8 protein-coding genes are annotated in these 13,122 nt (G+C 68.8%); 1 reads left to right on the top strand and 7 read right to left on the bottom strand.

What is annotated here, in order from left to right; translation table 11 throughout:
* Positions 1-14: 14 nt before the first annotated feature.
* Positions 15-1,484, bottom strand: coding sequence for an HDOD domain-containing protein (locus tag F3J10_RS13760; RefSeq protein ID WP_013697188.1), 1,470 nt, complete (start codon positions 1,482-1,484; stop codon positions 15-17).
* Between the two features lie 25 nt (positions 1,485-1,509).
* Positions 1,510-3,252, bottom strand: a complete 1,743-nt coding sequence (gene cdpA / locus F3J10_RS13755; RefSeq protein WP_200873221.1) for a cyclic di-GMP phosphodiesterase CdpA — start codon at positions 3,250-3,252, stop codon at positions 1,510-1,512.
* A gap of 276 nt (positions 3,253-3,528) precedes the next feature.
* Between cdpA and F3J10_RS13750 the strand changes: the two genes are divergently transcribed.
* A complete protein-coding gene (locus F3J10_RS13750; protein WP_025099717.1) occupies positions 3,529-4,077 on the top strand; it encodes a peroxiredoxin in 549 nt (182 codons plus the stop codon).
* A 70-nt stretch (positions 4,078-4,147) separates the two neighbouring features.
* On the opposite strand, the gene F3J10_RS13745 is transcribed toward F3J10_RS13750, so the two are convergent.
* From F3J10_RS13745 to F3J10_RS13725, 5 genes are all read right to left on the bottom strand, one after another.
* Positions 4,148-4,777 (bottom strand): SDR family oxidoreductase, encoded by a 630-nt coding sequence (locus tag F3J10_RS13745; protein ID WP_025099718.1) that lies wholly within the window; start codon positions 4,775-4,777, stop codon positions 4,148-4,150.
* A gap of 145 nt (positions 4,778-4,922) precedes the next feature.
* The gene (locus tag F3J10_RS13740) at positions 4,923-5,084 is read right to left on the bottom strand and encodes a hypothetical protein (RefSeq protein ID WP_167242308.1); all 162 of its coding nucleotides are present in this window, start codon (positions 5,082-5,084) and stop codon (positions 4,923-4,925) included.
* A gap of 13 nt (positions 5,085-5,097) precedes the next feature.
* On the bottom strand, positions 5,098-8,406 hold the full coding sequence (locus F3J10_RS13735) for an efflux RND transporter permease subunit (RefSeq protein ID WP_167242307.1): 3,309 nt from the start codon (positions 8,404-8,406) through the stop codon (positions 5,098-5,100).
* Complete coding sequence (locus F3J10_RS13730) at positions 8,407-11,523, bottom strand: MdtB/MuxB family multidrug efflux RND transporter permease subunit (RefSeq protein ID WP_167242306.1); 3,117 nt, start codon at positions 11,521-11,523, stop codon at positions 8,407-8,409.
* A gap of 13 nt (positions 11,524-11,536) precedes the next feature.
* Complete coding sequence (locus F3J10_RS13725) at positions 11,537-12,886, bottom strand: MdtA/MuxA family multidrug efflux RND transporter periplasmic adaptor subunit (protein ID WP_025099721.1); 1,350 nt, start codon at positions 12,884-12,886, stop codon at positions 11,537-11,539.
* Between the last annotated feature and the right edge of the window lie 236 nt (positions 12,887-13,122).

The raw sequence follows: 13,122 nt of genomic DNA, 5'->3' as shown, positions 1-13,122 counted from the left end.
GCGGCGGGCGCGGCTCAGTGCGCCTCGCCGTCCCGCAGCGAGAAGAAGCGGCTCAGCTCGGCGCCGATATTGTTGAGCACCGCCATCTCGCGATGGGCGATGCGCTGGGTGCGCTGCGGGCCCGACCAATCGCCGTAGAGCAGGGCCGCGCAGTGATCGCCGCTGCGCACCGGCAGCAGCACGAAGCCGTGCACGTCGGGCAGCGCGTCGCGGTACCAGGCGGGCAGGCGGCGGCGCATCTTCGGCTCGTGCGCGTCCTCGATGAAGATCCCGACCGAATTCGAGATCGCCAGGTGGAACACGTCGGGCTCGAAGGTCTCGTGAAAGCGCATGCGCGGCAGCGCGGCCTCCACGCCGAAACCGAAACCCAGCCTGGCCGAAAACACCCCGTCGGCATCGCGCACGAACATGATGGTGCGCGACAGCGCGAGGCCCGCCAGCACGCTTTCGGAAGCCAGCGCCAGCACGTGTTCCTGCTGGTTCTCGGTGGGCAGCGCGCGCAGGTCGGCCAGCCCGGTGTCGAGCGTGGCCTGCGGCTCGGCGGCCGCGCGTTCGAGCGCCGCCGCGTTGGCGCGCAGCGCCACGATCTCGCGCAGCACCGTGTCGCTGGCCTCGTCGTGGGCCAGCTCGCGGGCGATACGCACCAATTCGTCGGGCTCGATCTCGAGCGTGGCGGCGAAGCGCTGGGCCAGCGCCAGCAGGCGCGTGTCGCGCTGGCCGGCGCTCAGGCCCGGGGTGGTCATCACCGCGGCCACCTCGGTCGAGCAGTCGCTGACCGCGCGCAGCCACTGGATGCTTTCCGCGCTGGTTTCGTCGGCCGGGTCGAACGGCGCGATGCTGGCGCGGATCGACTCGGGCAGGCGCCAGCGCAGCGCGGCCTCCCGGCCGATCTCGTCGAAGCCCACGCCCAGCACGTCGACGCAGGCGGCGGCGTCGTTGCCGCCGAGTTCGGCCGCGCGGCGGCGGATCGCGTCCCACTCGCTGTCCAGGTAGAACACCACCAGCAGCTTGCCGACCTGGCGCATCAGGGTGCAGACGATCGCCTCCTCGCCGGCGCGCAGCTCCGCATCCTCGGTCAGGCTGCGCGCCACGCAGCCCGAGAGCAGCGCGCGGTTCAGCTCCAGCTTGGCATCGATGCGCTGCGAGGCGCCCTGGTGGAAGTGGTCGACCAGCTTCAGGCCGACCACCAGGTGGCCGACCGCGTCCATGCCCAGCACCATCAGGGCGCGGGTCACGGTGGTGATGTTGCCGCCGAACGCGATGTACATCGCCGAGTTGGCGAGCCGGATCACCTTCTGCGTGAGCGCGAAGTCGGACAGCACCACGCCCACCAGCGCGGTGAAGTCGAGGTTGTCGTTGTCGATCGCGGCCATGGTCGCGCGCAGCGAATCCGACAGCATCGGAAAATCGCCGCGGTCGTTCATGCGCGCCCACAGCTTGTCGAGCAGCGCCGCTTTCGGCAGGTGTTCGGTGTATGTCGTCATACGGTTAATGGCTCGGTGCCGGCCCTCAGGCCGTTTCGCGCAGGTGAAGCAGACGAGCCTCGAAACGCTGGGCGAGTTCGTCGGATGGTAGCGCACGACACACGAGCCAGCCCTGGATATGGTCGCAACCCATTTCCGTCAGCAGTGCGCGCTGGGCCTCGGTTTCGACGCCTTCGGCGACGAGTTCGAGGTCGAGCGTCTGCGCAAGTCCGACGACGGCCGACACGATCGCGCGATCATTGCGCGACGTCAACAAATTTTCGACGAAACTGCGGTCGATCTTCAGGCGGGCAAGCGGAAAACGTTGCAGGTAGGCGAGGCTGGAGTAGCCGGTGCCGAAGTCGTCGACGGCAAAACGAATCCCCAGCGCGGCCACCTCCTCGAGCAGGGCCTTGGCGCCGACCGGGTCGTGCATCAGCAGGCTCTCGGTGATCTCCAGCACGATGCGCTGCGGGCTGATGCCGGTCAGCGCGATCGCCTCGCGCACGCCCTGCACGAAGCGCGGGTCGCGGAACTGCTGCGGCGAGACGTTGACGGCCACGTATTCGAGCACGATGCCCTGGTCGTCCCAGGACACCAACTGCATGCAGGCGGCCTTCAGCACCCAGTTGCCGAGGTAATGAATCAGGCCGATTGATTCCGCCAGCGGGATGAAGGTGGCGGGCGGCACCAGCCCGTGCACCGGGTGGTGCCAGCGGATCAGCGCCTCCACGCCGGCCACCGCGCCGCTGCGGCTTTCCGTGATCGGCTGGAAGTGCAGCGAGAATTCGCCGTTGCGCACGCCGTCGTAGAGATCGGATTCGAGCTTGAGCCGCTCGGCGTCGGTCGGGTCGGCCGCGCTCTGGTGGAAGGCCAGGGTATTGCCGCCGAGCGCCTTGGCCTGCGTCAGCGCGTGGTCGGCGCGGCGCAGCAGCGGGCTGTGATGATGCGGGCGGGTGGCGGCCGGGCGCTCGTCCGGGTACAGCGCGATGCCGATGCTGGCCGACAGGTGCACCGACTGGCCGTCGTAGCGGTAGGGCGGCTGGATCGCCGCCTGCAGGCGCCGCGCCAGCGTCTGGGCGCGCTCGCGCGCGGCCTCGCGATCGGGCGCGTTGAACACGATCGCGAACTTGTCGCTGGCCACCCGGGCCAGCCGCTCCTCGTCGGCGATCGCGCCGCGCAGGCGCTGGGCGGTGTCGCGCAGCAGCATGTCGCCGGCGTCGTAGCCGAGCCCGCGGTTGATGCGCTGGTAGTCGTCCAGGTCGAGCAGCAGCAGCGCCGCGCAGCGGCCGTCCTCGTCGGCCGCGCGCTGCGCCTCCATCAGCCCGGGGATCAGCGCCGACAGGTTGTCGAGCCCCGTCATCGGGTCGTGGTGCATCTCGTAGGTGAGGCGCGCCTCCAGCGCGCGCCAGGCCGACACGTCGAAGGCGGCGATCGCGTAGCCGTCGACGCCGGCGTGATGGCTGCGCACCGCGCGCAGTTCCACGTCGAGCGGATAGGTCAGCGACTTGACGATGCAGACCGTGGCCTTCTCGATATGGCCGGTCTGGCTCGCGCGGGCGAGCAAGGCCTCGAGCGTCGCGGTATCCTGCTCGGGGATCAGGTCGCGCAGGGTCAGCGTGCGCAGGTAGTCGCGGTGATAGCCGATGAAACGCAGGCTGGCTTCCGAGACGTAGAGGAAGCGCAGGTCGCGGTCGACGTGGGCAAGAAAATCGACCGCGCCGACGGTCTGTTCGAGCCAGTGGCGGACGGTATCATCGTCGCGTGGCGCGCTGGCCCGGGCTGGCATCAAGGCGCCGCCGGACCAGGCGAGTCGGCGCAGCGCGCGTAGGGCGTGACGCCAGGTGCGCTTGTGCGGCGACGTGTTCCTGTTGGCTTCCATGTTTCTCGCTGGCTGGTGAGGCTGGAACCGTTGGTTCGGTTGCAATAACGGCTATCGGCTCCGATTCTTTAGCCAGTGGTGCGGTACTGGTATGCAAATCGCTTGATTTGGCTGGCGATTCGTTCGACAGGCGAACGAGCGGGGGCGGGACACTCTCGGACTTTATTGAAAACGAGGAACAAAATGAAGCGGAAAATTCTGTCGACCCTGGCCGTGGCGGCGCTGGCCATGCACGCGCTGGCCGCGCAGGCGGTGCTGAAGGCGGGCGATGCGGCGCCCGATTTCACCACGCAGGCCTCGATCGGCGGCAAGACCTACGACTATTCGCTGGCCGACCAGTTGAAGAAGGGCCCGGTGGTGCTGTACTTCTACCCGGCCGCCTTCACCACCGGCTGCACCATCGAGGCCCATGCCTTCGCGGATGCGGTGGACGACTACAAGAAGTACGGCGCGACCGTGATCGGCGTGTCGGCCGACAAGATCGACACGCTGACCAAGTTCTCGGTCAGCGAGTGCCGCAGCAAATTCCCGGTGGCCGCCGACCCGGACGCGAAGATCATCCGCGAGTACGACGCCAAGCTGCCGGCCGTGGAGCGCGCCAACCGCGTGTCCTACGTGATTTCGCCCGAAGGCAAGGTGCTCTACGAGTACACCAGCATGTCGCCGGACAAGCACGTGGAGAACACCATGAACGCGGTCAAGGCCTGGGCGGCTGCCCACAAGACGCAGTAAGCGCGGCCGCGAGCCGGACGAAAAAAAGCGCCCCTAGGGCGCTTTTTTCATGGCGGGCAGGCCACGCGCTTCAGGCGCGCAAGGCCTGCTCGATCGGGCTGCCGCCGCCGATGAAGCCGATGATCTTGCGCGAGATGCCGAGCTTGATCGCCTCGACGGCGGCCCAGGCGACGTCCTGGCGCGCCACCGGCGTGGCGTCTTCCTGCCAGCGGTCGGTCAGCGCGATCTTGCCGACGCCGGGCTGGTCCGACAGCGGGCCGGGGCGCAGGATCACGTAGTCGACGCCGGAGGCGATCACGCGATCGTCGCCCTCGCGCTTCATGCGCGAGTAATGGGCCAGCTCGGCCGGGCCGCGCTCGGGTTGGTAGGCGCTCAGCGAGCTGATCACCACCAGTTTCTGCAGGTTGGCGGCCTTGGCGTATTCGGCGGCGCGGCCGACCGCGTCGCGGTCGATCGCGGCTTCCTGGGCCTCGCCTTCCGATTCGGCGGAGCCCGCCGCGTAGATCGCATGGCTGATGCCGCGGAACGCGGCCGAGAAATCGCCGTTCAGGTCGGCCACCACCGGCTTCGCGCCGGGCAGGGCGAAGCCGGGCCGGCGCGCGAGCGCCGTCAGTTCGAAATCCCGCTGCTTGAGCAGCAGGTCCGCGAGCGCATGGCCGGTCCGGCCGGTCGCGCCGATCAGCAATACCTTCATCGACATGGAACCGCTCCTTCGTGACGCCGCGTCCTCGCCGGCCGCGCCGGGCGACGCAGGATCCACCAGTGTATGCCGAATCCGTCCCCGCACGCAGGCGTGGGCGGTGGCGCCCGGCCGGATGGCCGAGGGCGGCGGATCGATCGATATCTTACAGAATGCCGACGGGAAAGCGATGGCGAGTAGCCGGCGGCGCGGCGGGCAGGAACAGGCGCAGCACGGCGGCCTCGTCGGCCTCGCGCGCGAGCGCGCGCATCGTCAGCGCCTCCGCTGCGAGCGGCGCCGCGGCGCGGGCGGTTTCCCGTTGCCTCATCGCGGCGCGCGCCTCATTCGCTCGCGCCGGCCGGCCGCGGCGGCGGCATGCGGCGCGCGCGGCGCCGCTCGGCGGCCACGCGGATGCGGTCCATGTACAGATAGACCACCGGCGTGGTGTAGAGCGTCAGCACCTGCGAGACGATCAGCCCGCCGACGATCGCGATGCCCAGCGGCGCGCGCAGCTCGGCGCCGTCGCCGTGCCCGAAGGCCAGCGGCAGCGCGCCGAGCATGGCGGCCATGGTGGTCATCATGATCGGCCGGAAGCGCAGCCGGCAGGCCTCGTGGATCGCGTCGAACGAGGAATGGCCCTGGCGGGTGGCCTCGATCGCGAAGTCCACCATCATGATCGCGTTCTTCTTGACGATGCCGATCAGCAGGATCACGCCGATCAGGCCGATGATGCCGAACTCGGTCTTGAACAGCAGCAGGCCGAGCAGGGCGCCCACCCCGGCCGAGGGCAGGGTGGAGAGGATCGTCACCGGGTGGATGTAGCTCTCGTAGAGCATGCCCAGCACGATGTAGATCGCCGCGATGGCCGCCGCGATCAGCAGCAGCTGGTCCTGCAGCGCCTTCTGGAAGGCCTGCGCGGTGCCCTGGAAGCTGCCGGTGATGGTGGGCGGCATGCCGAGCTCGGCCATGGTCTGGTAGATCACCCGGGTGGCGTCCGACAGCGCCACGCCCGGCGGCAGGTTGAAGGAGATGGTGGTGGCCACGAACAAACCTTGGTGGCTGACCGACAGCGGCGTGGTGGCCGGCCCGAAGCTGGCGATCGTCGAGAGCGGCACCATGGTCGACTTCGAGGTCGAGACCGCCGCGCCCGAGGAGGCGCTCGACTTGCCGGTGGCCGCGATCGAGTTGAGCGCCGCGTTGCGCGCCGAATCGGAGGCGATCGCCGCCGCGCTGCTGGTGCTGGTGCCGGCCGTGCCGGTGCCCGCCGCGCTGCCCGCCACGAAGGTGCCGGCCGTGGCGTTGGTGGAGGACGAGCCGCTGGCCGAGCCGCCGGTGGTGCTGATCCAGATCTGCTTGAGCATCTCGGGGTCCTGCCAGTACTGCGGCGCGACCTCCATCACCACGTGGTACTGGTTCAGCGGGTTGTAGATGGTCGAGACCTGGCGCTGGCCGAAGGCGTCGTACAGCGTGTTGTCGATCTCGGCGGGCTGGATGTTCAGGCGCGCGGCGGTGGCGCGGTCGATGTTGACCATCGCCTCCAGGCCGCCCTGCTGCTGGTCGGAGTTGACGTCGGCCAGCTGCGGCTTGCCCTGCAGCGCCTCGGTCAGCTTCGGCCCCCACTGGTAGAGCTCGGCGGTGGAGTCGCCGAACAGCGTGAACTGGTATTGCGCGTTCGACTGCCTGCCGCCCACGCGCAGGTCCTGGGCGGCCTGCAGGAAGGTGCGCGCGCCGGCCACGCGCGCCAGGCGCGGGCGCAGCTGGGCGATCACCTGGTCGGCCGAGAGCTTGCGGCCCGGCTTGTCCTTGAGGGTGATGAACATGAAGCCGGCATTGGTCGCGCGTCCGCCGCTGAAGCCGGCCACGGTGGCCACGTTCGGGTCCGATTGCACGATCTTCATCATCTCGGTGAACTTGAGCTTCATCGCCTGGAACGAGGTGGACTGGTCGGCCTGGATGCCGCCGATCAGCATGCCGGTGTCCTGCTGCGGGAAGAAGCCCTTGGGGATCTTCACGTAGAGCAGCACGTTCAGCGCGACGGTGGCCACCAGCGACAGGATGATGAGGCGCGGATGGCGCAGCGCCCACACCACGGTGACGTCGTAGCCGTGCTGCAGGCGCGCGAAACCGCGCTCGAGCCAGCGTCCCACGCGTCCTTCCTCGCGCTTGGGATCGTGCTCGGGCAGCAGGCGCGCGCACATCATTGGCGTGAGCGTGAGCGAGACGAACAGCGAGACGAAGATCGCCAGCGACAGCGTCAGCGCGAACTCGCGGAACAGCCGCCCGACGATGCCGCTCATCAGCAGGATCGGCAGGAACACGGCCACCAGCGACAGGCTGATCGACAGCACCGTGAAGCCCACCTCGCGCGCGCCCTCGAAGGCGGCCTGCAGGCGCGGCTTGCCACTCTCGATATGGCGCGAGATGTTCTCCAGCACCACGATCGCGTCGTCGACCACGAAGCCGGTGGCGACGATCAAGGCCATCAGCGAGAGGTTGTCGAGCGAGAAGCCGAGCAGGTACATCGCGCCGAAGGTGCCGATGATCGAGATCGGCACCGCCACGCTCGGGATCAGGGTGGCGCGCCAGTTGCGCAGGAACAGGAACACCACCATCACCACCAGGCCCACCGCGATCAGCAGGGTGTGCTCGGTATCGGTCAGCGAGGCGCGGATGGTGCGCGAGCGGTCCAGCACCGGCGCCACGTCGACGTCGGCCGGCATGCCGGCGGTGAGCTGCGGCAGCGAGGCCTTGACGCGATCCACCGCGTCGATGATGTTGGCGCCCGGCGAGCGGTAGAGGATCACCAGCACCGCCTTCTTGCCGTTGGCCAGGCCCACGTTGCGCAGGTCCTCGACCGAGTCGACCACGCTGCCCACGTCGTCGAGCCGCACCGCCGCGTTGTTGCGGTAGGCGATCACCAGGTCGCGGTACTGCGAAGCCTGCGAGGCCTGGTCGTTGGTATAGAGCTGGTAGTGGGTGGGCCCGTATTCGATCGCGCCCTTCGGGCTGTTGGCGTTGGCCGAGGCGAGCGCGGCGCGCACGTCCTCCAGGCCGATGCCGTAGTGGAACAGCGCGTGCGGCTCGAGCTCGATGCGCACCGCCGGGTTGGCCGAGCCCGACACGTCCACCTCGCCGATCCCCTCGATCTGCGAGAGCGCCTGCTGCAGCACGGTGGAGGCCGCGTCGTACAGGCGCGCCGGCGAGGCCGTGTCGGAGGTGACGGCCAGCACCATGATCGGCGAGTCGGCCGGGTTGACCTTCTTGTAGGTGGGATTGCTCTTGAGGCTGGCGGGCAGGTCGGCGCGCGCCGCGTTGATGGCGGCCTGCACGTCGCGCGCGGCGCCGTCGATGTCGCGGTCCAGCCCGAACTGCAGGATGATGCGCGCGCTGCCCACCGAGCTGGTCGAGGTCATCTCGGTGACGTCGGCGATCGAGCCCAGGTGCCGCTCCAGCGGGCTGGTCACGCTGGTGGCGACCGTGTCGGGGCTGGCCCCGGGCAGCGAGGCCGACACCGAAATGGTCGGGAAGTCCACCTGCGGCAGCGGCGAGACCGGCAGCCTGACGAAGGCGAACAGGCCCGAGAGCGCGATCCCGAGCGCGAGCAGGGTGGTCGCGATCGGGCGCTCGATGAACAGGCGCGACAGGTTCATTTACGCGCCCGTTCCGTTGCCGCCGGCGGCCGGCCGGCGCCGTTCGAAGGCTTGCCGCACGCGGCGCGCCAGCGAATCGAAGCCGAGGTAGATCACCGGCGTGGTGAACAGCGTCAGCACCTGCGAGACGATCAGGCCGCCGGCGATCGCGATCCCCAGCGGCTGGCGCAGCTCCGAGCCCGCGCCCGAGCCGACGATCAGCGGCACCGCGCCGAGCAGGGCGGCCAGGGTGGTCATCAGGATCGGCCGGAAGCGCAGCAGGCAGGCCTGGTAGATCGCCTCGCGCGGCGACTTGCCTTCGTTGCGCTCGGCCTCGAGCGCGAAGTCGATCATCATGATCGCGTTCTTCTTGACGATGCCGATCAGGAGCACGATGCCGATGATGCCGATGATGTCGAGGTCGTGGCCGGTGATCATCAGCGCGAGCAGCGCGCCCACCCCGGCCGAGGGCAGGGTGGAGAGGATCGTGATCGGGTGGATGTAGCTCTCGTAGAGCACGCCCAGCACGATGTACATGGTCACGATCGCGGCCAGGATCAGGAACAGCTGGTTCGACAGCGAGGACTGGAAGGCCAGCGCCGCGCCCTGGAAGCGGGTCTGGAACGAGGCCGGCAGCCCGATCGCCTTCTCGGCGGCGGTGATCGCATTGACGCCCTCGCCCAGCGAGGCGCCCGGCGCGAGGTTGAAGGACACCGTGGCGGCCGGGAACTGGCCGAGGTGGGTGACCAAGAGCGGCGCGGGGCGTTCGTGGAACTTGGCGATCGACGACAGCGGCACCTGGCCGCCGCCCGAGGCCGGCAGGTAGATGCTGTTGAGCGATTCCACGTAGTGCTGCATCTGCGGCTCGGCTTCCAGGATCACGCGGTACTGGTTCGACTGCGTGAAGATGGTCGAGACGATGCGCTGGCCGAAGGCGTCGTAGAGCGCGTTGTCGACGGTGGCCGGCGTGATGCCGAAGCGCGCCGCGGTGGCGCGGTCGATCTCGACGTAGACCGACTTGCCGTTGGCCTGCAGGTCGGTGGCCACGTCGGCCAGCGAGGGCTCCTTCTGCAACTGCTGCATCAGCTTGGGCACCCAGGTGGCGAAGTCGTCGGGGTTCGGGCTGGTCAGCAGGAACTGGTACTGGGTCGGGCTGACCGTCGAGTCGATGGTCAGATCCTGCACCGGCTGCATGTAGAGCTGGATGCCGGGCAGGTTCGCCACCTGCTTCTGCAGGTCGCGGATGATCTGCGTGGCCGATTCGCTGCGATCGTCGCGGTTCTTCAGGTTGATCAGCATGCGCCCGCTGTTGAGCGTGATGTTCGAGCCGTCCACGCCGATGAAGGAGGTGAGGCCGTCGACGTTCGGGTTCTTCAGGACCTCGGCGGCCAGCGCCTGCTGCCGCTCGGCCATCGAGCCGTAGGAGACCGCCTGCGGCGCCTGGGTGATGGCCTGGATCACGCCGGTATCCTGCACCGGGAAGAAGCCCTTGGGCACGTACACGTAGAGCAGGGCGGTCAGCGCCAGGGTCAGCAGGGCCACCACCAGGGTCGAGCGCTCGCGCTCCAGCACCCAGCGCAGCGCCGTGCCGTAGCGCGCGATCACCTTGTCGATCACCACGTGCACGCGCGTCTCGAAGCGGTGCTCGCCCTTGGGCGGGGTGTGGCGCAGCAGCTTGGCGCACATCATCGGCACCAGGGTCAGCGAGACCACCGCCGAGATCACGATGGTCACCGCCAGGGTGATCGCGAACTCGTGGAACAGCCGGCCCACCACGTCGCCCATGAACAGCAGCGGGATCAGCACCGCGATCAGCGAGACCGTCAGCGAGATGATGGTGAAGCCGATCTGTTTCGAGCCCTTGAGCGCGGCCTCCAGCGGCCCCTCGCCTTCCTCCACGTAGCGGGCGATGTTCTCGATCATCACGATCGCGTCGTCGACCACGAAGCCGGTGGCGATGGTCAGCGCCATCAGCGAGAGGTTGTTCAGCGAGAAGCCGGCCAGGTACATCACCGCCAGCGTGCCGATCAGCGAGAGCGGCACCGACAGGCTCGGGATGATGGTCGCGTAGATGTTGGCCAGGAACAGGTACATCACCAGCACCACCAGCACCACCGCCAGCGCCAGCTCGAACTGCACGTCGCGCACCGCGGCGCGGATCATGGTGGTGCGGTCGGTGACGATCTGCACGTCGAGCGCGGCCGGCAGCGTCTCCTGCAGCTTGGGCAGGATCGCCTTGATCGCGTCGACGGTCTGGATCACGTTGGCGCCCGGCTGGCGCTGCACGTTGACGATGATCGCGGGCTCGGAATCGACCCAGGCGCCGAGCTTGGTGTTCTCGGTGCCGGCGATCACCTTGGCCACATCGGTCAGCATCACCGGGCGGCCGTTCTTGTAGGCCACCACCGCGTCGTTGTACTGGTCGGCGCTGGTCAGCTGGTCGTTGGCGTTGATCGTGTAGGCGCGCGTCGGGCCGTCGAAGTTGCCCTTCGGCGTGTTGACGTTGAGGTTCGAGATGGTGGTGCGCAGGTCGTCCAGGTTCAGGCCGTATTGCGCCAGCGCCAGCGGGTTGGCCTGGATCCGCACCGCCGGCCGGTTGCCGCCCGACAGGCTCACCAGGCCCACGCCCGAGACCTGCGAGATCTTCATCGCCAGGCGCGTGTCGGTCAGGTCCTGCACCTGCGAGAGCGGCAGGGTCTTGGAGGTGATCGCCAGCGTGAGGATCGGCGCGTCGGCCGGGTTGACCTTGGCGTAGATCGGCGGCGCGGGCAGGTCCGAGGGCAGCAGGTTGCCGGCCGCGTTGATGGCGGCCTGCACTTCCTGCTCGGCGATGTCCAGCGGCAGGTCCAGGCTGAACTGCAGGGTGATCACCGAGGCGCCGGCCGAGCTCTGCGAGGACATCTGGTTCAGCGAGGGCATCTGGCCGAACTGGCGCTCCAGCGGCGCGGTCACCGAGGAGGTCATCACCTCGGGGCTCGCGCCGGGGTAGAAGGTCTGCACCTGGATGGTCGGGTAGTCGACCTCGGGCAGCGCGGCCAGCGGCAGGAAGCGCAGCGAGACCAGGCCGGCCAGCATGATGGCCGCCATCAGCAAGGCGGTGCCGACCGGGCGAAGAATGAATAGACGTGACGGATTCATCGATCAGGCGTCGTCATTGCGCGGCGGATTGGGACGCGCCGTGATGGCGATGGCCGTGCGCGCCCGAGGCGCCCGATGCGGCATGCGCGGCCGAGGCCCCCGAGGCACCGCTGGCGCCCTTCGGATGCTCGGCCGGGATGGTGATCTTGGCGCCTTCGCGCAGCCGGTCGACGCCGTCGGTGACCACCCGCTCGCCCACCTGCACGCCCTCGGCGATGCTGGTGCGCTCGCCGTCCACCGGGCCCGGCTTGACCTTGCGAACCGTGACCGTGTTGTCGGGCTTGACGATATAGACGAACTGGCCGATCGAGCCGGTCTGCACCGCGGCGGTCGGCACGATCACCGCGTCCTTCAGCGTGTCCACCAGCAGGCGCGTGTTGACGAACTGATTCGGGAACAGCAGGTTGTTCTTGTTGGCGAAGGTCGCGCGCAGCTTGACGGTGCCGGTGGTGGTGTCGATCTGGTTGTCGAAGGTTTCCAGCGAGCCGGCTTCGAGCGGCACCGTGTTGTTGCGGTTGTAGGCCGTCACTGACAGCGACTGGCCGGCATTGACCTGCTTCAGGATCGGCGGGAGGTTGTCCTCCGAGGTGGTGAAGATCACGCTCATCGGCTGCAGCTGGGTGATCACCACCAGGCCGTTGGTGTCGCCCGGCGTCACGTAGTTGCCGGCATCCACCTGGCGCAGGCCGACGCGGCCCGAGACGGGCGCGGTCACGCGCGCGTAGGTCAGGTTCAGCTTGGCCGAGTCGATCGAGGCCTGGTCGGTCTTCACGGTGCCTTCGTACTGCTTGACCAGCGAGGCCTGCGTGTCGGCCTGCTGGCCCGAGATCGAGTCCTGCGCGAGCAGCGTCTGGTAGCGCTTGAGGTCCAGGCGCGCGGTGGCCAGCAGCGCCTGGTCGCGCGCCAGCGTGCCTTCGGCGGTCTCGAGCGCGACCTGGTAGGGGCGCGGGTCGATCTGCACCAGCACGTCGCCCTTCTTGACCATCTGCCCTTCGGTGAAGTTGACCGACTGCAGGTAGCCGGACAGTTGCGTCTTCACCGTCACGGTGGCCAGCGGCGTGACCGTGCCGAGCGCGGATAGCACGATCGGCATCTCGCCGCGCGAGGCGGTGGCCACCTGCACCGGCTGCGGCTGGTTGGCGAAGTCGGCCGGGCCGCCGTGGCGGCGCCCGCCGCCCTGGCCGGCCTGCTGGCCGTTGGCCGGCGCCTCGTTCTTCTTCCACGGATGCCACCACAGCAGCGCGCCCCCGATCACGACGAGCGCGGCCACGCCGATCGCGATCGGCCGGCGGCGCTTGCGCGGCGCCGGATCCTGCGGCGCAGGGGCGGGGGAGCGAGGCGTTTGCGATTCCTGATTGTTCATGTTCGATCTGGCTGACGCTGGCGTGAGCGGGCGTGGGAGGCGTCGTGCGCGGGTGCGCCAGGCAGGCGCGCCACGTCGGACGGCGAAAGAGCGGAGCGTCGGGCGGGCAGCGCCCCGGCGCGAGGTTGCATGATGCTACGTTGCGAGCCGGCCTATCGTCCAGAGGACTTTCTTTCAACGGTTTACTGGGGTAACCACATGTTTTTTCGTCGTGACGATCGGGTGACGCGAGCTTG

It is taken from the genome of Burkholderia sp. Cy-637, from assembly GCF_011753175.1.
In the GTDB taxonomy this organism is placed as follows: domain Bacteria; phylum Pseudomonadota; class Gammaproteobacteria; order Burkholderiales; family Burkholderiaceae; genus Burkholderia; species Burkholderia gladioli.
This window is presented reverse-complemented; position numbering and strand designations above follow the sequence as displayed.